A 26,868-nucleotide genomic window follows, 5' to 3' on the forward strand; every position below is an offset into this window, starting at 1 on the left:
GACACGCGCTTTACCGGCGTAACAATGGATTCCTGCACGTGTCGCCCAATATGTGCTTATGTGCTTTTTCGTACGAAGGTTGGTCGAACAGGGGTCGCTACTGCGGGAGGCGATCCGGTGACCGGGACCGGGGCTCGGACCGGAACCAGGGCTGGAGCTGCGGCTGGAACTGGAGCCAGGACGTCCGGGGAGCCGTCGGGTCGGGGCGAGACCGAGTGGTATCAGCAGCCCCTCGGCCCGAAGGTCGGCATCGGTACCGGTACCGGTGTCGGTGTCGGTGTCGGTGTCGGTGTCGAAGCCGAAGCCGAAGCCGACGCCGACGCCGACGATCCGGACCCGACCCCACCACCCCTCACGCCCGACCAGGCCTTCGACGCCCTCTACGCGTACTGCGCCCCCACCCTCGTACAGCAGACCTATCTGCTCACCGGGCGGCGCCGCCTCGCGCGCGAGGCGGTGGAGCGGGCCTTCCAGCTCGCCTGGCACCGCTGGCCGGAGGTGGCCGTCGACCGCGACCCGGCGGGCTGGGTGCGGGCCGCCGCCCACGAGTACGCCCTCTCCCCCTGGCACCGTCTGCGCCCCCGCGCCCGCCGCCACCGCGAACCGCAGCCGGCCGACCCCACCGGGCGCGCCCTGCTGACGGCCCTGCTCGAACTGCCGCCCCCGTACCGCCGGACCCTGGTCCTCTACGACGGTGTCGGCCTCGACCTGCCCGACACGGCCGCCGAGACGGAGGCGAGCACACCCGCCGCGGCGGGCCGTCTGCTCTACGCCCGCGCGACCGTCACCGAGCGCCTCCCGAAGCCGGTCGCACCCGACGACCTCAACCGCCTTCTGGCGGCGCTCCCGTCCGACATCCGCCCGGGCCCCACCAGACCGCCCGCGCTGCGCGCCCGAGCCGACCTGCGCGCCCGCCGCTGGATCCACGCCGCCATCGCCTTCACCACCCTCCTCCTCACCACCACCGCCCTCACCCTCCACACCGCCCCCGACCACTACGAACCCCCGGTCCCCCCGGGCACCCCGGTCCACGGCGTCCCCCCGAAAGCGGCCCCCGGCCCCCTCTCCCAGCCCGAACAAAAACTCCGCGCCAAACTCAGATCAGCCGCGGCAGCGGGCCCGGAACGCCTACACCCAGAACCCCACTGACGGACCACCCCAGCTACGGACAACCACGCCGCCCCACTCCCCTGCCCACCAAACTGCGGGCAATCGTGCCGCCCGCTCCCCCCACCCCCACCCAACTGCGGGCAATCGTGCCGCTGGGGCGGCACGGGTGGGCGCAGGCGGCACCCCGCAAGCGCCGGTGAGCGGAACCCCGCCCGAGCCCAGCCCCGGCGAAGGGCGCCGCACCACCCAGCCGCACACCCCGCCGTACCCCCGGAAACGCCAGCGGGCCCGCACCCCAGGCAAGGGGTGCGGGCCCGCGTAAGGCTCAGCCGAGGTGAAGAACTCAGCCGTTGAGGATCTCGCGCGCGAGCTTCGCCGTCTCGGTCGGCGTCTTGCCCACCTTGACGCCGGCGGCCTCAAGGGCCTCCTTCTTCGCGGCGGCCGTACCGGAGGACCCGGAGACGATGGCACCGGCGTGGCCCATGGTCTTGCCCTCGGGCGCGGTGAAGCCGGCGACGTAACCGACGACCGGCTTCTTCACGTTCTTCGCGATGAAGTCCGCGGCCCGCTCCTCCGCGTCGCCACCGATCTCACCGATCATCACGATCAGGTCGGTGTCGGGGTCGGCCTCGAACGCGGCGAGCGCGTCGATGTGCGTCGTACCGATGACCGGGTCGCCACCGATGCCGACGGCCGACGAGAAGCCGATGTCACGCAGCTCGTACATCATCTGGTACGTCAGCGTGCCGGACTTCGAGACCAGACCGATGCGGCCCGGCTTGGTGATGTCACCGGGGATGATGCCGGCGTTCGACTGACCCGGGGTGATGAGACCGGGGCAGTTCGGGCCGATGATCCGGGTCTTGTTGCCCTTCGACACCGCGTACGCGTAGAACGCGGCGGAGTCGTGGACCGCGATGCCCTCGGTGATGACGACCGCGAGCGGGATCTCGGCGTCGATGGCCTCGACGACGGCGGACTTGGCGAAGGCCGGCGGTACGAAGAGGACGGACACGTTCGCGCCCGTCTTCTCGATCGCCTCGGCGACCGTGCCGAAGACCGGGATCTCGGTGCCGTCGACGTCGACGGTGGTGCCCGCCTTGCGCGGGTTCACGCCACCGACGATGTTCGTGCCGTCGGCCAGCATGAGCTTGGTGTGCTTCATGCCCGTGGCACCGGTCATGCCCTGGACGATGACCTTGGAGTCCTTGTTGAGGAAGATAGCCATGGCTGTTCTGTCCCTCGTCCCTTACTTCGCAGCCGCGAGCTCGGCGGCCTTGTCGGCCGCGCCGTCCATGGTGTCCACACGCTGGACCAGCGGGTGGTTGGCGTCGGAGAGGATCTTGCGACCCAGCTCGGCGTTGTTGCCGTCGAGACGGACGACGAGGGGCTTGGTGACTTCCTCGCCCTTGTCCGCGAGCAGCTGCAGCGCCTGCACGATGCCGTTGGCGACCTCGTCACAGGCGGTGATGCCACCGAAGACGTTGACGAACACGGACTTGACGTCCGGGTCGCCGAGGATGATCTCCAGGCCGTTCGCCATGACGGCGGCGGAGGCGCCACCGCCGATGTCGAGGAAGTTGGCGGGCTTGACGCCACCGTGGTTCTCACCGGCGTACGCGACGACGTCGAGGGTGCTCATGACGAGACCCGCGCCGTTGCCGATGATGCCGACCTCACCGTCGAGCTTGACGTAGTTGAGGTTCTTCTCCTTGGCCGCGGCCTCAAGGGGGTTCGCGGCCGCGTGGTCGACGAGCTCCTCGTGGTCGGGGTGGCGGAAGTCCGCGTTCTCGTCCAGGGAGACCTTGCCGTCGAGGGCGATGACCTCGCCGGAGGCGACCTTCGCCAGCGGGTTGACCTCGACGAGGAGAGCGTCCTCCTCGATGAAGGTCTTCCACAGCGTCACGAGGACGTTGACGACCTTGTCCGCGACCTCGGCCGGGAACTTCGCGGCCTCGACGATCTCGCGGGCCTTCTCGGGGGTCACACCCTCGTTGGCGTCGATCGGCGTCTTGGCGACGGCCTCCGGACGGGTGGCGGCCACCTCCTCGATCTCCATGCCGCCCTCGACGGACGCGATGGAGAGGAAGGTGCGGTTGGTGCGGTCCAGGAGGTAGGAGACGTAGTACTCCTCCACGATCTCCGGGGCCGTCTCGGCGATCATCACCTTGTGGACCGTGTGGCCCTTGATGTCCATGCCGAGGATGTTGGTCGCGTGCTCCACCGCCTCGTCGGCGGTCGCCGCCAGCTTCACGCCGCCGGCCTTGCCGCGGCCGCCGACCTTCACCTGGGCCTTGACGACGGACTTGCCACCGAGACGCTCAGTGGCTGCGCGGGCCGCCTCAGGCGTGTCGATGACTTCACCGGCCAGCACCGGTACATCGTGCTTGGCGAAGAGGTCCCTCGCCTGGTACTCGAACAGGTCCACGCGCTTCCGTCCCTATCAGTGATCTCGCGGTTCGTTGGATGCGTGGGCGTGCCGCGAAGGGCAACGTGACGTCCGCCGAGAGTCACAAGGGAGGCGCACACGGTGTCCGAGCGCGCGGCATGTCCGTCTCGCAGGTTATCGCTGCTTCCCGGAGGCCCCTAAATCGCGGGTCACACCTGAGCGGTGATACCTGTCACATGATGCCGCGCTCACTGGCACCGCGTGCCGCGTGTGCGGGACCTCACCGGACGGGGGCACGTCCGGTGAGGTCCCTACGGGGCCCTTCACCTGTTCCGAAGGGCCCCCGGCGGGCGATCTCCTTCCCAGGGGAGACCACCCGCCACCACCCCCGGCCTCCACCCGGACGGGGCCGACGGCTTTCGGCCGCCCGGGATTCAGCCGGTGGGTCGGTTGTCTGTGACCGCCCCGCCCCTACGGGGCCGGCGGACGCATGAGGCACGGGGCACGAGGCACGGCCAGGCGTCGCCGGGCCCTCACGGGAAGCGGCGGATGTCCTTGTCGCTCACGGGTGCGTCAGTCCCTGACGCCGGTTCCGTCTCGGTGGTCCGGGAAGCGCTGCCGCACCGTCGTTCCGATGGGCCGCGGTTCCGGTTCCGAGGGGCCGGCGTCCGGGCCTCCACGCGAGGGGCCGCACCCGGACAGCGAGCAGAAGGGTTCCTCCGCCGCGCGACAGCTCCGGCGGGGGAAGGGGAACGGTCCTAGCCGGGGGACTCGGGGATGTCCCGGTGCCGGTCCCGGGTCCCGTCCGCGGCGTCGGCCGCGGGGGCGCCGGGCACGAGGCTCAGCGGCGCCGGGTCGGGAGAGGTGACGGCGTACGGCTCGGCGTGCCGGGGCCCGCCGTTGTCGACGGCGGAGTGCCGGCGGAGGGTGCCCGTCGGAAGACCGTCGGGGTTCTGCCGCGCGGGCGTCCGCACGGCGGGTGTGTGTCCGGCAGCGGCATCCCGGTGAGGAGCCGTGACGGCCACCACCGCACCGCCGGCCATGGCATTCGGCCCGTACGCGACGGCCGTCCGACCGGCGGCCCGCTCGCCGTCGCTCCCGCTGTCACCGTCGACATCCGAGCCCGGACTCTCGGCCCCGGCCCGCCCCGGCGCCTGCGGCGTCACGTTGACGGGCGGGACCTCCACGGGCCCGGTCTCCACGGGCAACGTGGTCCACCCGGGCAGTTCCGGCACCTCCGGAAGCCCCGGCAGCGACGGCAACCCACTCACCGGCGGAAGCTGCGACGGCATCCCGGCCAGCCCCTCGGAGACCGACTCCACGAGGTCACCCACCGGCACGACGACACCCTCGACGACCGGCGCCAACACCGGGTCGGTGACCGGCCGCACGACATCCTCGACGACCGGCGCCACCACGTGTTCCGACACGGGATCGGCCACCGGCTCCACGAGGTCCTCGACGACCGGCCGCACGACATGCTCGGCAACCGGCCGTACGACGTGTTCCGTCACCGGCCGCTCGACCACGCGCCGTGTGACCGGCTCGACGGCATGCTTGCCGGCCGACGGCACCACGTCGCCGACCGCTCCGGTGACTTCGGTGACGGCGGCGGTGACCGCGACAGGGAGGGGCGGTGAAGCCGGTACTCGGTCCGCCGCACTCGCCCGTTGCCCGCAGAGAACCCCCAGCACGAACAGCCCGCCCACCAACAGCGCGATGCGCACCGGACGGCGCCCGGCGGCCCCGCGCACCACGCGCAGGACGGCACCGGCACCCGGAAGCGCGGCTGCTGAAGTCAAGGTGGGGAGGACCCTCCCGTGCGGCGGAACAGCGGAGTACGGGGCGAGGTTGCGTGAGATGCGAACACCCGTGTGAAGGGTGTGAAGCGTTGCAGATCCTCGCACGGGACTCCGGCCGTCGCGCAAGCCCCCTGTCACCGACGCGCTGTCATGTCCTCTTTTCAACCTCCCTTGTCCGGTTACCGACTGCCGAGAGAACCGGGGCCACGCCCGGCCCCGGCCCCGGCCCCGGTCACGGGTCACGGGTCACGCACTGTCCGGTATCGGCAACGGCCGCTTCTCGATCGCCGCCGCCATCACCTCCGGGAAGAGGTCGGGCGTGCAGGCGAACGCCGGTGCGCCGAGCGCCGCGAGGGCCGCCGCGTGCTCGCGGTCGTACGCCGGCGCCCCTTCGTCGGAGAGCGCGAGCAGCGTCACGAACTGCACCCCCGACGCCTTCATCGCCGCCACCCGCTTCAGCATCTCGTCGCGTATTCCGCCCTCGTAGAGGTCGCTGATCAGCACGACCACGGTGTCCGTGGGCCGGGTGATCTGCGACTGGCAGTACGCGAGCGCCCTGTTGATGTCGGTGCCGCCGCCGAGCTGGGTGCCGAAGAGGACGTCGACCGGGTCGTCGAGCTGGTCGGTGAGGTCGACGACGGCCGTGTCGAAGACGACGAGCCGGGTGCTGATGGACCGCATGGACGCCAGCACCGCCCCGAACACGGAGGCGTAGACGACGGACGCCGCCATCGACCCCGACTGGTCGATGCAGAGGACGACCTCCTTCTTCACCGACCGTGAGGCCCGCCCGTACCCGATGAGCCGCTCGGGCACGATCGTGCGGTACTCCGGCAGGTAGTTCTTGAGGTTGGCCGCGATCGTGCGGTTCCAGTCGATGTCGTGGTGGCGCGGCCGGTTGACGCGGGCGCTGCGGTCGAGGGCGCCGGTGAGGGTGGCCCGGGTGCGGGTCGCGAGCCGCTTCTCCAGGTCCTCGACGACCTTGCGTACGACGGCCCGCGCGGTCTCCTTGGTCGTCTCCGGCATGGCCTTGTTGAGGGAGAGGAGGGTGCCGACGAGGTGGACGTCGGCCTCCACCGCCTCCAGCATCTCCGGTTCGAGGAGCAGCGCGGAGAGTCCGAGCCGGTCGATGGCGTCCCGCTGCATGACCTGGACGACGGAGGAGGGGAAGTACGTCCGGATGTCCCCGAGCCAGCGCGCCACGGACGGCGCCGACGCCCCGAGGCCCGCCGAACGGTCCCGCCCCGCCCCCGACTTGTCCCCCTTGCCGTACAGCGCGCCCAGCGCCTGGTCCATCGCCGCGTCCCGCCCGCCGAGCGCGCAGCCGGTGCCGTCCGCCGCGTCCCCGCCGAGCACGAGCCGCCAGCGCCGCAGCCGCTCGTCGGTGGCGTCCCCGCCCACGCCCGCGTCCGTCTCCACCCCCGTCGTCATCCGCGCACCCCCGCACGAGGCCGGGCCCAGAGGGGCATCACCGTCACGGTCGTCGGGCGGTCGCCCGACCGCGACCCGTGTCCGTGGCCGTGCCCATGCCCGGCGTCCATCGCTTGGGCGGCTCGCCTCGGCTCGCCCAGTCCGTCGGTCGTCTTCATCCCGCCACCCCCACACAGTCGTTGTCGTCGGCATTCGTCGGGTCGTCGCCGTCCAGCCCCAGCAGCAGCCGCACCACCGGCAGTACGGCGTCCGCGCGGTCGGCGTCGAGCTCGTCGGCGAAGCCCGGTATGCCGGACCCGCCGGCCGGCGCGCCCGCCCGCTGCCCCGGCCCGCGCCGCACCAGCTCGCCGAGGGTCCGGCGCACCCCCGGCTCGTACGCGGAGAACGTCCGCCGCAGCAGCGGCAGTACGTCCGTGAACGCGTCCCCCGGCACCCCGGTGAGCCAGGCGTCCACGAGGCCGAGGAGCCGTTCGTCGTGCACGAGCAGCATTCCGCCGCCGGAGCCGCCGCCGACGAACCCCTCGATCCAGGCCGCCGCGTCCGCCGGTGCCGTACCCGGCGACAGTACGAGCCCCATGAGCCGTGCCGCCTCGTCCTGCGCCAACTCCCCGTCGTCCAGCAGGAGTCGGACGGCGCGCCCCCGGATGACTCCTGGCACCGTGTCCCGCCCGGAGAGGACGTGGAGCACCGAGTGCCAACGGACCCGTATCCCGGTCCCGCCACCGCTCCCGGTCCCGCCTCCGCCGTCCCGTGCCGAGTGCTCGCCCGGGACGGCGTCGCCGAGCAGGCCCACCGCCCCGTGCACGGCGTCCACATGGCCACGCATCTCCTGTGCCGCCTCCGTGTCGAGCGCGGCGCACGCGGGCGGGAGCCCGACGAAGACGCGCTCGGCGAGGCCGGCGGCGACCTCGGCCAGGGCCCGGGTGTCGGTGGCGCGGACGTCGCCGTAGCGCAGGGAGCGGACCAGGGCCGGGAGCGCCTGGGCGAGGTGGCCGACGTCGGCGTCGAGGGCGGCGCGGTCGGCCAGGACGCGCATCACCACGGGCAGGGCGTCGGGAAGTTCGGCGAGGAGGCAGCGCTCGGCGAGGCCGGTGATGTCGGCGAGCGACCGGGCCGAGACGGCGTCCGCCTCGGCCTTGGCGGTCGTCGCGGAGAGCACGGTGGTCCCCCAGACCCCGGCCTCGGCGACCCGCACCGACAGCTCCGGCTCCCAGCGCAGCCGCCAGGTCTCGCGGAACGTGCCCGTGCTGCCGCGCGAGACCGTCGGCTCGCCCCACGCGATGTCGAGCAGCCGCAGCCGGTGCAGCAGACGGCTGCGCTCCGCGTCGTTGTCCTTGCGCAGGTCGAGCTCCACCTCGCGCTCCAGCGCCTCCGGTTTGAGCCGCAGCCGCCGCTGGAGCCGTGTGAGGTCCCGCTGCAGGGGCACCGCCGGCGCCGACTCGGGCACCTCTCCCAGGACGTCGCCCACCACCAGCCGGTCCCGCACCAGCGACAGCGGGACGTCCGAGCCGTCGCACATCACCGCCCGTACCGCGTCGGTGGTCTCGGTCAGGCCCGGCAGGGGGCGCCCGCGCATCGCGGCGAGGGTCTCGGCCAGCCGTACCGCCTCGATGACATGGGCGGAGGAGACGATCCGGTCCTCCTCACGCAGCAGCCCCGCCACCTTGGTCAGCCACCGCTCCACGGGACGGTCGGGGGCGCCGAACAGATGTCCGTACCAGCCCGGGGAGTCGATCCCCGCGCCGTAGCCGCCGGCCCGAGCGAGCCTCCGGTTGGTCCACGGCACCCAGGTCATGTCGGCCTTGACCTTGGGCAGCCCCTTCAGCAGCGCCCGGTCGGCGGCCACGGTCCGCCTCTCCCGCAGCGCGGGCACATGCCAGGCCCCGCACACCACGGCCACGCCCTCGTCCCCGAACTCCTTCTGCGCGTCCCGCATCCGCAACCGCATGTACGCCTCACGCACCGGGTCCCGGTCGCGCCCCCCGGTGCCGTACACCTCCCGCAGCGCCCCCATGGCCTCCTCCAGCACGGCGAACGGGGCGAAGACGTCCTTGCCCGTCCCCCGGTGCTCGACCACGTCCTCCCACCACCGCTCGGCGTCGTCGTAACCGGCGGCTTCGGCGAGCGCGGCGAGCGGGTCGCCCCGGACGGCCTCTTCCGCCGCCGCCTCGGGTTCCTCCGCCTCGGGTTCCTCCGCCTCCTCGGCCGGGACCGCTTCCTCGCCCCTCCCCCAGGCCAGCGTGTGCGCGGCCGGCAGGTCGATGAAGCGGGCCGGGACGCCGTGGGCCAGGGCCCAGCGGATGGCCACCCACTCCGGGGAGAACTCGGCGAAGGGCCAGAAGGAGGAGCGGCCGGGCTCGTCGACCGCGTGGGCGAGGAGGGCGACCGGGGGCCGCATGTCCTCGTCGGCGGCGAGCGGGATGAGCGCGTCGGCCTCCGGGGGCCCCTCGATCAGCACGACCCGGGGCCGGGCCGCCTCCAACGCGGCCCGCACCGCCCGCGCGGACCCCGGCCCGTGATGCCGGACCCCGAGCAGCAACGGCCCGCCCTCGACCGCCCACACCCCACCGGCCACTCCCGCTCCGCCGACCGCCCCCGCACCGCTGTGCGGCTCGCCGACGGCCCGGGACCTCAGCGCGTCGGCCCCCGACCTCGCCGCACGATCCGCCCCACCTCCGGTGTGAGCCCCCGGCCCGCCCAGCACCTCCGCCTCGCCGAGGCCCTCTCCCCCGGCTCGTGTCACCCCCTCGGCATGCGCCTCCACCCCGTTCCCCTCCCCCGTCCTGGTGTCCTGCCCCCTCACGTCGGTCGGGGCGCTCCCGCCCGTCCCGGTCACGCCATCCCCCCGCCCCCTCACGCGCTCACCTCGCGGCAGGCGCGGTAGAAGTCGGTCCAGCCGTCGCGTTCGCGGACGACCGCCTCCAGGTACTCCTGCCAGATCACGCGGTCGGCGGCCGGGTCGCGGACGACGGCGCCGAGGATGCCGGCGGCCACGTCGGAGGGGCGCAGGACGCCGTCGCCGAAGTGGGCGGCGAGGGCGAGCCCGCCCGTGACGACGGAGATCGCCTCGGCGGTGGACAGGGTGCCGCTGGGCGACTTCAGCTTCGTACGGCCGTCCGTCGTGATGCCGTCGCGCAGCTCGCGGAAGACGGTGACGACGCGGCGGATCTCGTCGACGCCGTCGGGCACGGCCGGCAGGTCGAGGGAGCGGCCGATCTGGTCGACGCGGCGCGAGACGATGTCGACCTCGGCGTCGGCGCTCTCCGGCAGCGGCAGCACCACGGTGTTGAAACGGCGGCGCAGGGCGCTCGACAGGTCGTTCACCCCGCGGTCGCGGTCGTTGGCCGTGGCGATGAGGTTGAAGCCCCGGACGGCCTGTGTCTCCTGGCCCAACTCCGGTATCGGCAGGGTCTTCTCGGACAGGATCGTGATCAGGGTGTCCTGGACGTCGGCCGGGATGCGGGTCAGCTCCTCGACGCGGGCCGTCATGCCCTCCGCCATGGCCCGCATGACAGGGCTGGGCACGAGGGCGTCGCGGCTCGGGCCGTGGGCCAGCAACTGCGCGTAGTTCCACCCGTAGCGGATCGCCTCCTCCGGGGTGCCCGCCGTGCCCTGCACGAGCAGCGTGGAGTCGCCGCTGACGGCCGCCGCCAGGTGCTCGGAGACCCAGGTCTTGGCGGTGCCGGGCACGCCGAGCAGGAGCAGGGCGCGGTCGGTGGCGAGGGTGGTGACGGCGACCTCGACGATGCGGCGCGGCCCGACGTACTTCGGTGTGATCACCGTGCCGTCCGGGAGGGTCCCGCCGAGCAGATACGTGGCGACGGCCCACGGCGAGAGCTTCCAGCGGGCCGGCCGGGGCCGGTCGTCCTGGGCGGCCAGCGCGGCCAGTTCATCGGCGAAGGCGTGCTCGGCGTGTGCCCGCAACACGTCCCCGCGCACGTCACTGCCCGTAGGCGTGTTCGCGGGCGCGGACTGGTTGTGGCTCGGGTCGACAGTGGTCGTTCCAGCAGACGCAGGCATGGCTGAGTCCCCCTCCAGCTCGGCCGGTTCGGATCTGGTGACCACCCTGCACCACGCCACTGACAATCCAGTCTGACCTGGGGAAATTGGATCGCGCAAGCCAATTGTCAGTGGTGGGATCTACCTTCAGAACATGACTCAGCAGGGGGTGCGCTGGACGGCTGAGCAGGTGCTGGCATTGGCACCTGACGCAGCGTCGCGCAAAGCCGGAAGCAAACTCGCCGCGGCCGGGCCGTGGTCGAGTGCTGGCAGTTCGGACGAGGGGACGGTGTGGGGACTGTGCAAAGGAAGTGGCAGCAAGCCGTATCAGACGATCGTCGACGTGGCGGATTCCTCCGGGCCCGCCTACAAGTGCAGTTGTCCGAGCAGGAAGTTCCCGTGCAAGCATGCGCTGGGGCTGCTCCTGCTCTGGGCGGGCGACGCCGCCGCGGTGCCGTCGACGCAGGTGCCCGACTGGGCGGAGCAGTGGCTGTCCGGCCGCCGCACACGCGCAGCGGAGAGGACGACGAGGACGGACGCGGCATCTGGGGCCACGTCCGCTGACCCCGAGGCGGCGCGCCGACGCGCGGAGCGGCGCGCCGACCGGATCACCGCGGGCGCGGCGGAGCTCGAACAGCGCCTGACCGACCTGTTCCGCGGCGGCCTGGCCGCCGCGGAACAGGCGGGGTACGGGGCCTGGGAGGAGACGGCGGCCCGCATGGTCGACGCCCAGGCCCCCGGACTCGCGGCGCGGGTGCGGGAGTTGGGTGCGATACCGGGCTCGGGCCCCGGCTGGCCGGTCCGCCTTCTTGAGGAGTGCGCTCTTCTCCATCTCCTCGACCAGGGCTGGCTGCGCCGCGATCACCTCCCGGACGGCCTCGCGGCCACGGTCCGTTCCCGGATCGGACTGTCCGGCTCTCCGGACGGCCCACCGGTCCGCGACCGCTGGCTCGCCCTGGCCCAGTACGACACATCCGACTCCCGCCTCACCACCCGCCGCATCTGGCTGCACGGCACCGAGTCGGGCCGTACGGCCCTGCTCCTCTCCTACGGGGCCGCCGGCCGCGCGCCCGAGCTGTCGCTGCCGGTCGGGCTGGCCTTCGAGGCCGAGGTGTCGGCCTATCCGGGCGCGGGACAGCTGCGAGCGGCCTTGGGCGAGCGCTTCACCGCGCCCGAGCCCACCGCCGTACGACCGCCGGGGATCACTCCGTCCGAGGCGGCGGCCCGTTACGGCGCGGCCCTCCGGGACGACCCGTGGCTGGACTCCTTCCCGGTCACCCTCTCCCGCGTCATCCCCACCCCGGACGGCGATTCGTGGCAACTGGCCGACGCGGACAGCGATCTGGCCCTCCCCCTCGCCCCCTCCACCCGTTTTCGCCCCGGCCTGTGGCGCCTCATAGCCCTCTCCGGCGGGACACCCGTCACGGTCTTCGGCGAGTGCGGCCACCGGGGCTTCACCCCGCTGACGGCGTGGGCGGAGGGGCCGGAGGGTGCGCAGTGCACGGCCGGGCAGGCGGTGGCGCTGTGCTGAGGGGACGCGGAGTCGGTGGCGGAAGCGAAGGCAGTGAACTGACCGGCGGAGGCGGTGAACTGACTGGCGGAGGCAGTGAGCTGATTGGCGAAGGCGGTGAACTGACTGGCGGAAGCAGTGAGCTGAGCGGCGGAAGCAGTGGTTCATGGCATACGGAAGGAACCTCATGACCAGCACCTCGGACGCTTCGGCTGGGCTCTCCTGGGAGGAGTTGGTCACGACCGCGCTGCTCGGGACGGACCGGCGTACGCCGGCCGGGCCGGTGTCGGGCCGGGAGGCGCCGGTTGCGTTGCTGGACGCGGCGGCCGTGGAGACCGTCCGGCGCAGGGCGGGGATACGGCCGGTGCGGGCGGCGGCGCGGCCGGAGCCGGTGGCGCCGGAACTCCGGCCGCCGCTGCCGCCCGCCGCGGCCCGGAGACTGGCGATGTTGCTGACCGACCGGCCCGGCACCGGTGGCGGCCGCCGGGGCGCGGCACCCGACCTGATGGAACTGCTTCCCCAGTGGCTGGCGTTGGCCAACTCCCACGGCTACGCGCCGCCCCCGGACGTCCTGCCCGCACTGCTGGACGCGGCGCGCGGCCGTACGGATCTGCGTCCCGCCGTCCTGGCCTTCGCGGGCGCGCGGGCACTGTGGCTGGCCCGGCTGAACACGGACTGGCGTTTCGCGCTGCGTGCCGCGCCCGGCGGTGGCACGGCACTTCCCGGCCCGGACGAGCCCGAGCGGGTCCGACGGCTGTGGCAAGAGGGCCTGTTCGCGGAGCGCGTCGCCCTGCTCACGGCGATACGGGCCCGGGACGCTGCCTCGGCACGCGCGCTGCTGTCGGCCACATGGCCGACGGAGCGGGCGGAGGACCGGCTCATGTTCCTCGACACGCTCCGCACGGGGCTGGAGGCGGCGGACGAACCGTTCCTGGAGGCCGCGTTGGCCGACCGCAGCCGGAATGTGCGGGCCACGGCGGCGGAGTTGCTGTCCGCACTCCCCGACTCGGCGCTCGCGGGGCGGATGGCGCGGCGGGCGACCACGTGTGTGGCCGTCGACCACACGAGTACGAGCGGGGTGCCCACCCTCGTGGTCGAGGCCCCGCACGAGTGCGACCCGGCTATGGAGCGTGACGGCGTGCTGCCCAAGGCCCCGGCCGGGCGGGGCGAACGGTCCTGGTGGCTGGGCCAGTTGGTGGAGGCGGCACCGCTCGGGGCGTGGTCGCGGCGGTTCGGGGGGCGTACGCCGGAGGAGATCGTGGCGTTGCCGGTCGCGGACGACTGGCGGGACGAGCTGCACGGGGCGTGGTGCCGGGCGGCGGTGCGGCAGCGGGATCCTGAGTGGTCGCGGGCGTTGCTGGGGGCGCCCTCCACACCGGAGGCCGGCGGGCCGGGGGCCGTGTCGCTGGCCGAGCGGGCGAAGCTGCTGGCGACGCTGGGGGGTGGTGAGCGGGCCGAGTGGGTGGCGGGGTTCATCGCCACGCACGGCCTGTCGGAGGCGTTTCAGCTGCTCGGGGTGTGTGCGGTGCCGTGGGCTCCGCCGTTGGGGCGGGCGGTGGTGGACGCGCTCGATATCGCGCGGGACGCGGGGAGTTATCCCTGGAGTTTCAGTGGGGTGATGGGGCTGGCCGAACGGTGTCTGGATCCCGCCGAGGCGGTGCGGCTCCAACCGCTCACGGCTACGCCGGAGGACGCGGAGGATTCGGCGCCGGGGGCGGGTGGGTACTGGGCCGAGGCGTTTCAGCGGCTTGCGACGACGTTGCGGTTGCGGGCGACGATGCGGGCCGAACTGGGGCCGCCGGGCGCCTAATGGCTCGGGGTGCCTAATGGCTCGGGGGTGCCTGTGCGTTTGGCGGGTGCGGGTGGGTCGTGGTTGCTCGCGCAGTTCCCCGCGCCCCTGAAAAGCGAAGCAGGGGCTGCGCCCCGCTTCGCTTTTCGGCCCGAGAGGGCCGTAGGCCCTTAAGGGGCGCGGGGAACTGCGCGAGAAGCCCCACTCACCCGCAGTCGAACAACCGCCCAAGGAACCCGTCCGCCTACATCCCCGCCGGCTGCCGGACATTCACCCGTACCCACTCCACGATCGACGCCGTCGTCGCCCCCGGCGTAAAGATCTCGGCGACACCCTGATCCTTCAGCGGCGCGATGTCCGCCTCCGGAATGATGCCGCCGCCGAAGACGAGGATGTCCGCGGCATCGCGCTCCTTGAGGAGTGCGATCACCGCGGCGAAGAGCGTGTTGTGGGCGCCCGAGAGGATGGAGAGACCGATCGCGTCGGCGTCCTCCTGGATCGCGGTGTCGACGATCTGCTCGGGAGTCTGGTGGAGGCCGGTGTAGATGACCTCCATACCGGCGTCGCGCAGCGCCCGCGCGATCACCTTGGCCCCCCGATCGTGGCCGTCGAGTCCCGGCTTGGCCACCACCACGCGGATCGGACCGGCTGCCACACCCATCACTGCCTCCATGAAACGACTACACCAACCCGTAACAGAACACAGCCGCACATGTCACGCATGCCATCCATTCCATCCACATCACGCATGTCACGCACATCGCACTCATCGCGGCTTCAGGTACATAGGACACCTACCCACACCGCGCCCCGGAAAGTGAACGAACGTTATCGCCGACATCCCGTAACCCGGCAGTTTCACGGTGTGCAGCGAGGGGGAAATCACACGGTGGGACACGTTCGCCGCGCACCGCTCCCGGTTTCCGCGGCTCACGCGTCACGGGGACCGAGGTGATCACGGAGGTGATCGCGGCATCCGGACCGTTTCCGGGCCGCCGGCCAGAGGCTCCCGTGGCGTGCGCGCCACGGGGAGCGTGCGCAAGGAGAGTCGCCGGAAGGATGCCGCACCGACCCACCGCCCGCGGAAGACCACGGCGACGGGCCGGATCGACACCGGCGGAGGGCAGAAGGCAGGGCAAGACAGCGGGGAGTCGGAAGGGCCGAACCCCCGTCGCGTGATCGGCGCCTCACGCGTCGCACACGCACCGCACGTCACGCAGGCCTCGCAGGCCACACGCACCGCGTCACGTCGCATCGCCCCCGCCGTCCGCCGCCCGCACCCACGGCTCTCCACTAGGGCACACGGGGGACAGAGGCGTCCACCCGTCTGCCGACGGGAGGTCGGGCATGAAGGTCACCAAGGCGGTCGCGCCCCTTGTTCCGCTCTGCGAGCGGCTGCTGCCCACCCAACTCGCAGGCCTTTCCATGGCCCTTCTCAAAGCGACCGCCCTGGAGTTGGCGATCCTCGCCGGACATCTGCTGCTCTATCCGTCCGGGATGACCCAGGAGCGCCGGGCCACGCCCACACTCCCTCCGCCCGACGCGCCCCGGCTCCCGACCGAGGAGAAGCCCCCGGTCGTCCTGCTGCACGGCTTCATCGACAACCGCTCGGTCTTCGTCCTGCTGCGCCGCTCCCTCGCGCAAGCCGGCGGCCGGCACATCGAGTCGCTCAACTACTCGCCCCTCACCTGCGACATCCGCGCCGCCGCCGAACTGCTCGGCCGGCACATCGAGGACATCTGCGAGCGCACGGGCCAGGAGCGGGTGGATGTCGTCGGGCACAGCCTCGGCGGACTGATAGCGCGGTACTACGTGCAGCGGCTCGGCGGTGACCTCCGCGTCCGTACGCTCGTCACGCTCGGCACCCCGCACGGCGGCACCCGGGCCGTGCCGCTGGCGGACGCGCACCCGATCGTCCGCCAGATGCGGCCGGGTTCGGCGGTGTTGGAGGAGTTGCGGGAACCGGCGCCGGGCTGTCGTACGCACTTCGTGGCGTTCTGGAGCGACCTCGACCATGTGATGGCCCCGCTGGAAACCGCCTGTGTCGACCACCCCGACCTGATGGCGCAGAACATCCGGGTCACCGGCATCGGCCATCTCGCCCTGCCCGTGCACCCCGCCGTCGCCACCGGAATACGGGAGGCACTCGACACCTCACGGACAGCGGCCCGCCCCGCCGCCCGCCCCGGCGGCCTGACCGTGGCATGAGCCGCGGTCGCCGCCAAGAGGCAGAGTGACGCTCGACACAGGGCGGCGAAACAGGGACGTAAGGCGGTAAACGCGGCGCACACCCACGCGCCCCCGCCACGCGCCCGACCCGCGACACTCTCCCGACGGCGACAACGCGCCCCACCTCCGACGCACCACCACCCGGAAAAACGCCTCACCCCCGTCGGCGCGGGCGTCCCACAGCCCTCACACAGCGGTCGACTATCGAACAGCCTTCGAACGCAAGGCCAAAGTCATGCCCACAGACCGCCGAAAGACGCTCGAATGCCCGTTTCCTGCGCGCGTGAAACCCGTTGAAGATTGTCGCGCCCGCATACCGCCGGGTACAGTCACCGCACTGCTCTGCCAGCCCCTGTCGTCGAGGCGAAAGAGAAGTTGGTGAACGATCGTCACCCGTCGGGGACCGCAACACCCCCGGCTCCGGCTTCCGAAGCCGACCCGGCGCACTACGCGTCGTACGGCCACCAGGAAGCCGGCTACGGCGACTTCACCACGTACGGCGACTATCCCGCCACTGGTTTCGACCCCGGCACCGGTGCCCAGGCGACCGGCACCTTCGCGGTCGACCCCCTCTTCGGCGACCTGCCCGGCAATGACCCCGGCACCGGTTCGTACGACGCCTCGCAGTGGTCGACGGGCAGCCACCAGACGCTGAACTACGACCCGTACGCCGCGCAGCACCAGGCCGCGTACGACACGGGCGCCTACGACTCGACGTCCTGGTCGGCCGGTTACGAGCACCTCTCCCAGGTCCCGACGCAGTCCTCGGGCCCCGATGCCAGCGGACAGTGGGACGCGAGCGGCTGGCTGTCGGCCGAACAGTCCGACGAGTCCGGCCAGTCGGGGCAGGCCGACCAGACCCAGCAGTGGGTCGGCACCCAGCACTTCGACACGGGCGCGTTCGACGCCACGCAGTGGAACAGCGACGGCACTCCCGTCGCCGACGAACACAGTGGCTCCGCCCCCGAGTCGTACGACGCGCACGAGCACCCGCAGACCGTGGTGGTGGACCTGTCGGCCGAGGCCGCGGACTTCCACCAGCAGGCGACGGCCACCTTCGAGCACATCGCCCCGTACGACCAGGACGAACACCTCCCCGCGGACGGCGAGTTCGAGACCGACGGCGCGGACCGCGCCGCGCTCCTCGACGGCGAGGAGGAGGCCGCCCCGGCGGCCACCCACAGCACGAGCCCCGGCCGGGCGGCCACCCGCGCGGCCTCGCGATCGCGCCGGAAGGCTCCGGCCAAACGTTCCGCCCTGCTGACCGTGGCCGTTCCGTCGGCCTGTGTCATGGGAGTCGCCGGCATCGCGGCGGCCTCGGTCGGTGCCACGTCGGACGACACGGAGACGACGGCGACCGTCAAGTCGGACGCCACCGCCGTGAAGCCGTCCACCGCCAACAACCAGCTCGACACCCAGCTGGAGAGTCTCTCCGCCGAGGCCGACGACTTCGCCGACCGCGCGAGCCGGACGCAGGAGCGTATCGACCTCAAGGCCCAGCAGGAGCTGCAGCAGAAGAAGGCGGCGGCCGAGGCGGCACGCAAGGAGCGACTGCGGCCCAAGTTCGCCCTGCCGGTCGCCAGGCACGGACTCAGCGCCTACTACGGCCAGTCCGGCGTCAACTGGATGAGCCTGCACACCGGTATCGACTTCCCGGTCTCGTACGGCACCCCGGTGATGGCCGCGACCGACGGCACCGTGCGCACCCAGTGGAACAGCGCCTACGGCAACATGGTCATCGTGACCGCCAAGGACGGCACCGAGACCTGGTACTGCCACCTCTCCACGTACAAGGTCGCCTCCGGTACGACCGTCAAGGCCGGCGACACCATCGCCTACTCCGGCAACTCGGGCAACTCCACCGGCCCGCACCTGCACTTCGAGGTCCACCCGGCGGGCGGCTCCGCCATCGACCCGCTGCCGTGGCTGCGCAGCCACGGGCTGGACCCGACGTAACGGACGCCGTAGCGGCCTCCGTCACGGACGCGCGCATACGGGCGCATCCGGACAGGACAAGAACAAGGACGAGGACCGGGCCCCTGCCGAGCAGGGGCCCGAGTCATGTCGGTGACGAGACGGGAGCCGGCTCGCTACAGCTTCTCCACCGGCGCGTACCGCAGCAGCAGCCGCTTCGGCTTGGTGTCGCCGAAGTCGATCGTCGCCTCCGCGTTGGCACCCGAGCCGCCGACGCCGACGACCGTGCCGAGGCCGAACTGGTCATGGGTGACGCGGTCGCCCACGGCGAGCGAGACCACCGGCTTCTCGTTGCTCCGGCGGGTCGCGAAGCCGGACGCGCCGGAGGCCGAGGAGCGGGAACGGGACGAGGACAACGAGGACGCGATCCCGCCGGCCGGGCCCGAGGACACCGGCGCGGAGGCACCCGTGCGCTTCCACTCCAGATGGGTGGCCGGGATCTCCTCCAGGAACCGGGACGGCGGGTTGTACGAGGGCTGGCCCCAGGCGCTGCGGAGCGCGGACCGGGTGAGGTAGAGCCGTTCCCGCGCGCGGGTGATGCCGACGTACGCGAGGCGGCGCTCCTCCTCCAGTTCCTTGGTCTGGCCGAGGGCGCGCATGTGCGGGAAGACGCCGTCCTCCATACCGGTGAGGAAGACGACCGGGAACTCCAGGCCCTTGGCGGTGTGGAGGGTCATGAGCGTGATGACGCCCGAGCCGTCCTCCTCGTCGTCCGGGATCTGGTCGGAGTCGGCGACCAGCGCGACCCGCTCCAGGAAGGCGGAGAGGCCGACGGGTGTCGCGGCAGCCTCGCCCTCGCCCTCCCCTTCGCCTGCCGCGGCCCCGGACTCCTGCTCGAACTCCAGGGCGACGGCGGCGAGTTCCTGGAGGTTCTCGATGCGGGTCTCGTCCTGCGGGTCGGTGGAGGCCTGCAACTCGGCGAGATAGCCGGTGCGTTCGAGGACGGCCTCCAGGATGGTCGCCGGTCCGGCACCGGACTCGACGACGGTCCGCAGGTCCTCCAGCAGCGTGTTGAACCGCTTGACGGCGTTCGTCGACCGGGCCGCCATGCCGTACGCCTCGTCGACGCGCTTCAGGGCCTGCGAGAAGCTGATCTTCTCGCGCTGCGAGAGGGCGTCGATCATCGCCTCGGCGCGGTCGCCGATGCCGCGCTTGGGGACGTTGAGGATGCGGCGCAGCGGGACGGAGTCCTCCGGGTTGGCGAGGACACGCAGATACGCGAGGACGTCCCGGACCTCCTTGCGCTCGTAGAAGCGGACACCGCCGACGACCTTGTAGGGCAGGCCGACGCGGATGAACACCTCTTCGAAGACACGGGACTGGGCGTTCGTACGGTAGAAGACGGCGACGTCTCCCGCCTTCGCGTCGCCCGCGTCCGTCAGTCGGTCTATCTCGTCGGCGACGAACTGGGCCTCGTCGTGCTCGGTGTCGGCGACATAGCCGGTGATCTGCGCGCCCGCGCCCGCGTTGGTCCACAGGTTCTTGGGGCGGCGGGACTCGTTGCGCTCGATGACCGCGTTGGCGGCGCTCAGGATGGTCTGGGTGGAGCGGTAGTTCTGCTCCAGCAGGATCGTCGTCGCGTCCGGGTAGTCCTCCTCGAACTGGAGGATGTTGCGGATGGTCGCGCCGCGGAAGGCGTAGATCGACTGGTCGGCGTCACCCACGACGCACAGCTCGGCGGGCGGTACGTCCCCCTCGTTGGGCGGTACGTCCACGGGGTGCTCGGAGGTGCCGACCAGCTCTCTGACCAGGGCGTACTGTGCGTGGTTGGTGTCCTGGTACTCGTCGACGAGGACATGGCGGAAGCGGCGGCGGTAGTGCTCGGCGACGTCCGGGAAGGCGCGCAGCAGATTGACCGTCGTCATGATCAGGTCGTCGAAGTCGAGCGCGTTCGCCTCGCGGAGGCGGGACTGGTACATCGCGTAGGCCTGGGCGAGCGTCTTCTCGAAGCCGTCGGAGGCCTGGGCGGCGAAGTCCTCCTCGTCGATCAGCTCGTTCTTCAGGTTCGAGATCTTGGCGCTGAAGGACTTGGGCGGGAAGCGCTTCGGATCGAGGTCCAGATCACGGCAGACGAGCGCCATCAGGCGCTTGCTGTCGGCGGCGTCGTAGATCGAGAAGGAGGATGTGAAGCCGAGCCTCTTCGACTCGCGCCGCAGGATCCGGACGCACGAGCTGTGGAAGGTCATGACCCACATCGCGTGGGCGCGCGGGCCGACGAGCTGCTCGACGCGCTCCTTCATCTCGCCGGCGGCCTTGTTGGTGAAGGTGATCGCGAGGATCTGGCCCGGGTGGACATGCCGCTCGCCGAGCAGGTGTGCGATGCGATGGGTGAGCACCCGGGTCTTGCCGGAGCCGGCGCCGGCCACGATGAGCAGGGGCGAGCCGGCGTGGACCACGGCCGCGCGCTGGTTCTCGTTGAGCCCGTCGAGGAGGGCCGCCGCGTCCAGGGCCGGGCGGGGGGCGCCGTCGCGGTAGTACGCGTCGCGGTCCGGGGGCGCGTCGAACTTCCCGCCGAACAGATCGTCCGGAAGCGGCTCCGGTACGTGATCGTCCTCGGGCGGCGGCGGGGGCTCCTCCGCGTGGCCGCGGGGGGCCTGGAGGTCCGCCAGGAAGCTGTCGTCAAAGAGGCTGCTCATCGCTCTCCGAGTCTAGGCGCCCCCACTGACAGCGAGAGGCCGCCCCGGGAAGTCCGCATCCGCCACACACCGCGACCGCGTTGCGACGGTGAGCGATCGAGCGTACCGCCTGTCGTGCCGAAGAGGCTAAGGTCACGAAAACGTATCGGGCATATCGAACATCAACCTTCACACGGGCCACACGAGTTGGCTAGCTTTTTCTTCTGGGCCGTACGACCCAACCGGCGAACGTCGCCGGGCCGCACGACCCTCCGCCGAGTCCGGCACGCCTCCCGTGGCAGCCGGAGCCGGGGACCCACCGATCCTCTGGGGTGAATCGACCCGACCGCCGCACGCGGCAAGGGTCGTAGGGCAAACCTTCCGAAGCTTGCGCCCGAACCCGACAGCTAACTCGGTAGGCGGACAACGGAAGGAGACGCCGAACCATGGCGCCGCACCGCAAGCCGCGTCCTGCCGGAACACGCGTGGGCATACGCACCCCCGCTCTCGCCACGGCCGCCCTCACCTCCGTGGCCCTGCTCTCCCAAACGGCCGCGGCCGCACCCTCGGCCGACGACAAGCCGAGCCTGGAGGAAGTCGAGAAGAAGGTCGACGCCCTCTACCGCCAGGCCGGTTCGGCGACCGAGAACTACAACGCGGCCAAGGAGAGGACGACCAAGCAGAAGAAGCAGGTCGACACCCTCCTCGACTCCGTCGCCAAGCGCACGGAGAAGCTCAACGAGGCGCGGGAGGAGCTGGGTTCGTTCGCCGCGGCCCAGTACCGCACCGGCGCGGCCGCCCCCGATCAGGCCTCGCTGCTCCTGGCGGACAACCCGCAGGACTACTTCGACCAGAACCAGTTGATGGACCGGTTGACGGAGCGCCAGAAGGACGCCGTCGACGCGTACGTCACCGATCAGGCCGAGGCGACGAAGCAGCGCCAGGAGGCGAGCGACAGCCTCGAACAGCTCACCGAGTCACAGAACGCCCTCAAGACCAGCAAGGCCAAGGTCCAGGCGAAGCTCGCCCAGGCCCGCGAACTGCTCTCCACCCTCACCGCCGAGGAGCAGGCCCGGCTCGCCGCGATCGAACAGCGCGAGCGGGAGGAGGCCGACCGCAAGGCCGAGGAACTCGCGCGGCAGCAGACGGCGGCGCGGACGACGGCCCAGGAGGCGCAGGAGACCCAGGGCGCCCCGAGCACCCAAGGGGCCCAGGGGACCCAGGAGGAGCCCTCCACCGGCGCGGAGACGTCCACCGGCACCACCGAGACCGCCGCCCCGGCCGAGGACGCCACCTACGCCTCGAAGGCCGCCAAGGCCCTCGCCTTCGCCCGCGCGCAGATCGGCAAGCCGTACGTCTGGGGCGCCACCGGCCCCGGCTCCTACGACTGCTCCGGCCTCACCCAGGCCGCCTGGAAGGCCGCCGGCGTCGACCTGCCCCGCACCACCTACGACCAGGTCAAGACCGGCACGACCGTCCCCCTCGCCAACGCCAGGCCCGGCGATCTCATCTTCTTCTACGACAACATCGGCCACGTCGGCCTCTACATCGGCAACGGCATGATGATCCACGCCCCGAAGCCGGGAACGTACGTCCGCGAGGAGTCGGTCTTCTACGACGGGGAGTCGTCGATCCACAGCGTGGTGCGGCCGGCGTAGCGGCAGCGTTCTTCGCACAGACGCGCGAGCCCTCAGGTCCAGAGCACCGCGATGAAGACGTTCGCGATGGTCAGCGCGCCCACCAGGCCGAACAGCGGCTTCTCCACCGTCTCTTCGTCCCGTTTCACGTAGACCAGCCCCAGGATCACGATCAGCAGGGCGAGTTTGACGCCGATCTTGATGTTGTTGACGGGCTGGTCGTCGGCCTGGTTGAGGCCGACGAGAAGCACGCCGGTGACGAGCATCGTGAGGGCGCCGTGCAGCATGGCGGGGACGAATCGGGCGGTGCCCTGGCCCATGGCCTTCATCTGGGTGAGGAAGCCGCCCAGGAGGGAGGCGATGCCGATGATGTGGAGGCCGACGAGGATGTGGATGAGTACGTCCATGCGCGGAGCCTAATGAGAGGCCTGTGATCCACCGGCCACCGGGCGGGTACCCGGAGGCGCCGAGGGCGGCACGCTCCGGGCGTTCCGGGCGTCCCGGGCGTCCCCGACACCCTGACGATCTTGCATATATGCGCCGCATAGCACCGCCACACCCCCGCCCGGTCCGAAATCGCCGCATCGGTCATCGCGCAGCGTGAAGTCGACGGCGCCAGGACGGGATCACGGTCACATACGGTCACCTCGCGGTCGGTGCACGCCACTTCCGTACAACGCGTTACCGTGCCCTCACAGCCAGGTTTAGCGTCCTCCCTCAGGTGCCCGGCTCCCCACCGCCGCCCGGACCAGGGGCGGCAGTCGGACACCACCGCCGAGAAAGTCCGGCGGCGTCCCGCTCCCCCTGTGCGGGCCGCCGCCGGACGCGTCACCGCTTCCCCCAGGCGGTCCGTACGGACAGACGATGTTCGTACTTCGGACGGCGGTCGTACGGAGAGGACGTGGACTCCACGTGGCAGCGCACCGCAAGCCCAGACAGCGCTCGCTCGGCGGCCATACGGTCCGCACGGCCGCGACGTTCGCCCTCGCGGGCGCGGCGACCGCGACCGGTTTCGACGGCACCGGACACGCCGATCCACAGCTCACGCCTGACCAGGTCAAGGCGAAAGTGGACAAGCTGTACCAAGAGGCTGAGGTCGCCACCGAGAAGTACAACGGGGCGAAGGAGAAGGCCGACAAGGCGCAGGAGAACCTCGAAGAGCTGCGCGACCAGGCCGCCCGCCGCACCGAGCGCCTCAACTCGGCCCGGGACGAACTCGGTTCACTGGCGGCGGCGCAGTACCGGGACGGGGGCATGGACCCCTCCTGGCAGCTCGCCCTCTCCGCCGACCCGGACCAGTACCTGGACGGCGCCGCCCTCGCCGAGCGCGTCGGCAGCCGCCAGTCGGCGGACGTCGCGAGCGTACGGAAGCAGCTGTTGGAGATCGAACGGCTCCGCGGGGCCGCCCGCGTCGAACTGGGCACGCTCAAGACCCGGCAGACCGAGCTGAAGCGACACAAGAAGACCGTCACCTCGAAGCTGACCGACGCGCGACAGCTGCTCGGCCGGCTCACCACCGAGGAACGGGCACGCTACGACTCCCGGGGCGGCACCGCGGGACACGCCTCACGCTCCTCCGACACGTCCCGGCGCGACCTCACCGGCCCGGTCTCCCCCGCCTCCGCCACCGCCGACGCCCCCGACTCCCGCGCCGCCGCGGCCGTCTCCTACGCCTACACCAAGCTCGGCAGCCCCTATGTCTGGGGCGCCACCGGCCCCAACGCCTTCGACTGCTCCGGCCTCACCCTCGCGGCCTACCGCGCCGCCGGAATCTCCCTCCCCCGCACCACCTACTCCCAGATCAACGCAGGCCGCCGCGTCGCCCGCTCCGAACTCCGCCCCGGCGACCTCGTCTTCTTCTACTCCGGCATCAGCCATGTGGGCATCTATGTCGGCAACGGCCAGATGATCCACGCCCCGAACCCCTCGGCCCCGGTACGCGTGGCGCCGCTCGACGAGATGCCGTACGCGGGGGCCACGCGGGTGGCCTGAGTCTTGCGGGCGGCCTGAGCCGAACGGGTCGGCTCGGGCCGGTCGGGACGGCTCGGGCTAGCCCGGGGCGGTCGTCGCTTGCGGCGCTCCCCGTCGGCCCGGGCCCGCACCCTCTCCGGCCCTCTCCTCTCCCCCTCACACCAGGCGTCGTGCCGTCGCCCACCTCGTCAGCTCATGGCGGTTGGAGAGCTGCAACTTCCGCAGGACGGCGGAGACATGCGACTCCACCGTCTTCACCGAGATGTAGAGCTGCTTGGCGATCTCCTTGTACGCATAGCCACGGGCGATGAGACGCAGCACCTCGCGCTCGCGCTGGGTGAGCCGGTCGAGGTCCTCGTCGACGGGCGGGGCGTCCGTGGAGGCGAAGGCGTCCAGGACGAAGCCGGCCAGACGCGGGGAGAAGACCGCGTCGCCCTCCTGGACCCGGAAGATGGATTCGACCAGGTCGGAGCCGGTGATCGTCTTGGTGACATAGCCGCGCGCACCGCCCCGGATGACACCGATCACGTCCTCCGCCGCGTCCGACACGGACAGGGCGAGGAAGCGCACGGGCTGCTCGGCGTCCCCCATCAACGCCGAACACCGACGCAGGACTTCGACCCCGCCGCCGCCGGGCAGATGCACATCGAGGAGCACCACCTCGGGCCGCGTACTCGTGATCACCTCGACCGCCTGGTCGACATCGGGCGCCTCCCCGACGACCTCCACACCCGTACGGTCCGTCTGCCCGATCTCGGCCTGCACTCCCGTCCGGAACATCCGGTGGTCGTCCACCAGCACGACCCGGACATGGCGCCCGGCCCCGGAAACAGCGGCCCCGGCACCGGTCCGGGCAGCCCCGGCTCCGGCCGTGGCGGACTGTCCGGGCGCGGCGGTCACGCCGGAAGCGCCCGGCTCGGCGGTCTTGCCGGGCTCGGCGGGCCGACCGGACTCGTCGGGCACGCTCTCGGCCGGATCCGTGCCCCGCGCGGCCGGACCTCCCTGGTCCCGGTCCGGGCCCGTGCCCGAACCGCCTTGTGCGGCAAGGTCGTTCGCCCCGTTCGCGTCACTCATGACGTCGTCTCCGCCCTCTCCATCTCCAGCTCGACCTCCGTGCCGCCGTCCGGAACGGCGCGGAGCCGTGCCGTGCCTCCGTTGCGCTCCATGCGGCCGATGATCGATTCTCTGACGCCCATCCGGTCGGCGGGTATCGCGTCGAGGTCGAAGCCGGGACCTCGGTCGCGGACGGACACGAAGACCGTCCTTCCCTCGACCTCGGCGAAGACCTGTACGGCGCCGCCCTCGCCACCGTACTTGGCGGCGTTCACCATCGCCTCGCGCGCGGCCTGCATCTGCGCGGTCAGTCCTTCGTCGAGGGGGCAGTCGCCGACGACGACCACCTCTATGGGGACGCCGTGCTTGTCCTCGACCTCCGCCGCGTTCCGCCGCACCGCCTCGGCGAGGGTGTCGGGCTCGTCCTCCTCGTCCTTACCTGTGCCCTCGGGTTTGTACAGCCAGTTCCGCAGGTCGCGCTCCTGTGCGCGGGCGAGGCGGCGGACCTCGTTCGGGTTCTCCGCGTTGCGTTGTATCAGTGTCAGTGTGTGCAGCACCGAGTCGTGGACATGGGCCGCGACCTCCGCGCGCTCCTGGGCGCGGATGCGCATCAGGCGCTCCTCTGAGAGGTCCTGCGTCATACGGACGAGATACGGGCCGGCCAGCAGCGTTATCCCGACGAGGACCGCGAGCGCGGCCTGCAGCACCGAGCCGAGGTGGGCGGCCGAGCCCTGCAGGACGAACATCCCGGAGACGCCCGCGGTGACCAGCAGGACACCGGCGACGGACCGGAGCAGCGTGATCGTGCGCCGCCGACGGCCGACCTCGGCCCAGCGGGCCCGCCGCGCGTTGTCCGCCTGGCGCCAGACCAGGGCGACGCCGGCCGCGACGAGCACGGTCGGCCAGAGATACGCCCGGGCGGCCTCGCCGAGGTCCACATTGCCGACGAAGACCATGGCCACGACGACCATGAGAAGGAGGGCGACCATCTGGCCGCGGTCGGGCTTGCGGGCCACGAGTCTGCGGCGGCCGTCGGGTGAGGTCTCGGCGGCGATGGCCGGGGGCCGCTGGTTGTCGACGCCTCCCACGCCGAGCGGGACGAAGAACCAGAACGCCGCGTAGACCAGGGCGCCGAGGCCGTCCGCCAGGAAGAGGCCGGCGAACACGAGCCGTACCCAGGTCACCGGCAGGCCGAGATGTCCGGCGAGCCCTCGCGCGACGCCTCCGAGCCAGCGTCCGTCGCTGCTGCGGTAGAGCTTGCGCGGGGGCCGCGGAGTGTCGACTGGCAGTGCTGCGGCTTCCGGCATGCCATCGATGTTCACACGCACGGCGGATCGAGGCATCAGGGTCGACCCCCGA

General features: G+C 71.8%; 18 protein-coding genes and 1 riboswitch. Of the genes, 7 read left to right on the forward strand and 11 right to left on the reverse strand.

The annotated features are described in order from the left end of the window. Positions 1 to 117 precede the first annotated feature (117 nt). The gene (locus ABT147_RS05650; RefSeq protein WP_351402875.1) at positions 118 to 1,149 is read left to right on the forward strand and encodes an RNA polymerase sigma factor; all 1,032 of its coding nucleotides are present in this window, start codon (positions 118 to 120) and stop codon (positions 1,147 to 1,149) included. 304 nt (positions 1,150 to 1,453) lie between these two features. On the opposite strand, the gene sucD is transcribed toward ABT147_RS05650, so the two are convergent. The 6 genes from sucD to ABT147_RS05680 form a co-directional block, all read right to left on the reverse strand. Then, on the reverse strand, positions 1,454 to 2,338 hold the full coding sequence (sucD, locus tag ABT147_RS05655; protein ID WP_351402876.1) for a succinate--CoA ligase subunit alpha: 885 nt from the start codon (positions 2,336 to 2,338) through the stop codon (positions 1,454 to 1,456). Between the two features lie 21 nt (positions 2,339 to 2,359). Continuing rightward, positions 2,360 to 3,538, reverse strand: coding sequence for an ADP-forming succinate--CoA ligase subunit beta (sucC, locus tag ABT147_RS05660; protein ID WP_351402877.1), 1,179 nt, complete (start codon positions 3,536 to 3,538; stop codon positions 2,360 to 2,362). A 719-nt stretch (positions 3,539 to 4,257) separates the two neighbouring features. Beyond that, positions 4,258 to 5,301 carry a hypothetical protein gene (locus tag ABT147_RS05665; RefSeq protein ID WP_351402878.1) on the reverse strand — a complete coding sequence of 348 codons (1,044 nt, stop codon included), beginning with the start codon at positions 5,299 to 5,301 and terminating at the stop codon, positions 4,258 to 4,260. 246 nt (positions 5,302 to 5,547) lie between these two features. Continuing rightward, positions 5,548 to 6,732 (reverse strand): VWA domain-containing protein, encoded by a 1,185-nt coding sequence (locus tag ABT147_RS05670; protein ID WP_351402879.1) that lies wholly within the window; start codon positions 6,730 to 6,732, stop codon positions 5,548 to 5,550. A gap of 154 nt (positions 6,733 to 6,886) precedes the next feature. Further along, positions 6,887 to 9,307, reverse strand: a complete 2,421-nt coding sequence (locus ABT147_RS05675) for a DUF5682 family protein (RefSeq protein ID WP_502983037.1) — start codon at positions 9,305 to 9,307, stop codon at positions 6,887 to 6,889. Positions 9,308 to 9,585: 278 nt separating this feature from the next. Continuing rightward, on the reverse strand, positions 9,586 to 10,752 hold the full coding sequence (locus ABT147_RS05680; RefSeq protein ID WP_351402880.1) for an ATP-binding protein: 1,167 nt from the start codon (positions 10,750 to 10,752) through the stop codon (positions 9,586 to 9,588). 133 nt (positions 10,753 to 10,885) lie between these two features. On the opposite strand from ABT147_RS05680, the gene ABT147_RS05685 reads away from it, so the two are divergent. Next, positions 10,886 to 12,262, forward strand: a complete 1,377-nt coding sequence (locus ABT147_RS05685; protein WP_351402881.1) for an SWIM zinc finger family protein — start codon at positions 10,886 to 10,888, stop codon at positions 12,260 to 12,262. A gap of 166 nt (positions 12,263 to 12,428) precedes the next feature. After that, entirely contained in the window at positions 12,429 to 14,051 is a 1,623-nt protein-coding gene (locus tag ABT147_RS05690; RefSeq protein ID WP_351402882.1) for a DUF5691 domain-containing protein, read from the forward strand. A gap of 223 nt (positions 14,052 to 14,274) precedes the next feature. On the opposite strand, the gene icmB is transcribed toward ABT147_RS05690, so the two are convergent. Then, entirely contained in the window at positions 14,275 to 14,691 is a 417-nt protein-coding gene (gene icmB, locus ABT147_RS05695) for a coenzyme B12-dependent isobutyryl CoA mutase small subunit (protein WP_351402883.1), read from the reverse strand. A gap of 686 nt (positions 14,692 to 15,377) precedes the next feature. On the opposite strand from icmB, the gene ABT147_RS05700 reads away from it, so the two are divergent. After that, positions 15,378 to 16,238 (forward strand): lipase family alpha/beta hydrolase, encoded by an 861-nt coding sequence (locus ABT147_RS05700; protein WP_351402884.1) that lies wholly within the window; start codon positions 15,378 to 15,380, stop codon positions 16,236 to 16,238. A gap of 399 nt (positions 16,239 to 16,637) precedes the next feature. Then, the gene (locus ABT147_RS05705) at positions 16,638 to 18,215 is read left to right on the forward strand and encodes a M23 family metallopeptidase (RefSeq protein ID WP_351402886.1); all 1,578 of its coding nucleotides are present in this window, start codon (positions 16,638 to 16,640) and stop codon (positions 18,213 to 18,215) included. A 134-nt stretch (positions 18,216 to 18,349) separates the two neighbouring features. Here the strand turns inward: ABT147_RS05705 and pcrA are convergent, their stop codons facing one another. Further along, complete coding sequence (gene pcrA, locus ABT147_RS05710) at positions 18,350 to 20,869, reverse strand: DNA helicase PcrA (protein WP_351402887.1); 2,520 nt, start codon at positions 20,867 to 20,869, stop codon at positions 18,350 to 18,352. A 242-nt stretch (positions 20,870 to 21,111) separates the two neighbouring features. Further along, a riboswitch (cyclic di-AMP (ydaO/yuaA leader) is annotated at positions 21,112 to 21,285 on the forward strand. A gap of 9 nt (positions 21,286 to 21,294) precedes the next feature. Here pcrA and ABT147_RS05715 point away from each other — a divergent pair. Continuing rightward, positions 21,295 to 22,506 carry a C40 family peptidase gene (locus ABT147_RS05715; protein ID WP_351402888.1) on the forward strand — a complete coding sequence of 404 codons (1,212 nt, stop codon included), beginning with the start codon at positions 21,295 to 21,297 and terminating at the stop codon, positions 22,504 to 22,506. A 32-nt stretch (positions 22,507 to 22,538) separates the two neighbouring features. Here the strand turns inward: ABT147_RS05715 and ABT147_RS05720 are convergent, their stop codons facing one another. Further along, positions 22,539 to 22,892, reverse strand: coding sequence for a hypothetical protein (locus ABT147_RS05720; RefSeq protein ID WP_351402889.1), 354 nt, complete (start codon positions 22,890 to 22,892; stop codon positions 22,539 to 22,541). A gap of 505 nt (positions 22,893 to 23,397) precedes the next feature. Between ABT147_RS05720 and ABT147_RS05725 the strand changes: the two genes are divergently transcribed. After that, on the forward strand, positions 23,398 to 24,477 hold the full coding sequence (locus ABT147_RS05725) for a C40 family peptidase (RefSeq protein ID WP_351402890.1): 1,080 nt from the start codon (positions 23,398 to 23,400) through the stop codon (positions 24,475 to 24,477). A 135-nt stretch (positions 24,478 to 24,612) separates the two neighbouring features. Here the strand turns inward: ABT147_RS05725 and ABT147_RS05730 are convergent, their stop codons facing one another. Next, on the reverse strand, positions 24,613 to 25,530 hold the full coding sequence (locus ABT147_RS05730; protein WP_351402891.1) for a LuxR C-terminal-related transcriptional regulator: 918 nt from the start codon (positions 25,528 to 25,530) through the stop codon (positions 24,613 to 24,615). After that, a complete protein-coding gene (locus ABT147_RS05735) occupies positions 25,527 to 26,816 on the reverse strand; it encodes a PspC domain-containing protein (RefSeq protein WP_351402893.1) in 1,290 nt (429 codons plus the stop codon). Before ABT147_RS05735 ends, ABT147_RS05730 begins: the two co-directional genes overlap by 4 nt. Positions 26,817 to 26,868: the final 52 nt, after the last annotated feature.

This window comes from Streptomyces sp. NPDC001868 (assembly GCF_040297125.1).
Classification (GTDB): Bacteria; Actinomycetota; Actinomycetes; order Streptomycetales; family Streptomycetaceae; genus Streptomyces.

What these genes read in the sequence shown, in the direction of transcription:
- sucD (WP_351402876.1), bottom strand. Translation starts at nt 2,338, where the DNA reads ATGGCTATCTTCCTCAACAAGGACTCCAAGGTCATCGTCCAGGGCATG.
- ABT147_RS05670 (WP_351402879.1), bottom strand. Translation starts at nt 6,732, where the DNA reads ATGACGACGGGGGTGGAGACGGACGCGGGCGTGGGCGGGGACGCCACC.
- ABT147_RS05680 (WP_351402880.1), bottom strand. Translation starts at nt 10,752, where the DNA reads ATGCCTGCGTCTGCTGGAACGACCACTGTCGACCCGAGCCACAACCAG.
- ABT147_RS05685 (WP_351402881.1), top strand. Translation starts at nt 10,886, where the DNA reads ATGACTCAGCAGGGGGTGCGCTGGACGGCTGAGCAGGTGCTGGCATTG.
- ABT147_RS05690 (WP_351402882.1), top strand. Translation starts at nt 12,429, where the DNA reads ATGACCAGCACCTCGGACGCTTCGGCTGGGCTCTCCTGGGAGGAGTTG.
- icmB (WP_351402883.1), bottom strand. Translation starts at nt 14,691, where the DNA reads ATGGGTGTGGCAGCCGGTCCGATCCGCGTGGTGGTGGCCAAGCCGGGA.
- ABT147_RS05700 (WP_351402884.1), top strand. Translation starts at nt 15,378, where the DNA reads ATGAAGGTCACCAAGGCGGTCGCGCCCCTTGTTCCGCTCTGCGAGCGG.
- pcrA (WP_351402887.1), bottom strand. Translation starts at nt 20,869, where the DNA reads ATGAGCAGCCTCTTTGACGACAGCTTCCTGGCGGACCTCCAGGCCCCC.
- ABT147_RS05715 (WP_351402888.1), top strand. Translation starts at nt 21,295, where the DNA reads ATGGCGCCGCACCGCAAGCCGCGTCCTGCCGGAACACGCGTGGGCATA.
- ABT147_RS05720 (WP_351402889.1), bottom strand. Translation starts at nt 22,892, where the DNA reads ATGGACGTACTCATCCACATCCTCGTCGGCCTCCACATCATCGGCATC.
- ABT147_RS05730 (WP_351402891.1), bottom strand. Translation starts at nt 25,530, where the DNA reads ATGAGTGACGCGAACGGGGCGAACGACCTTGCCGCACAAGGCGGTTCG.
- ABT147_RS05735 (WP_351402893.1), bottom strand. Translation starts at nt 26,816, where the DNA reads ATGCCGGAAGCCGCAGCACTGCCAGTCGACACTCCGCGGCCCCCGCGC.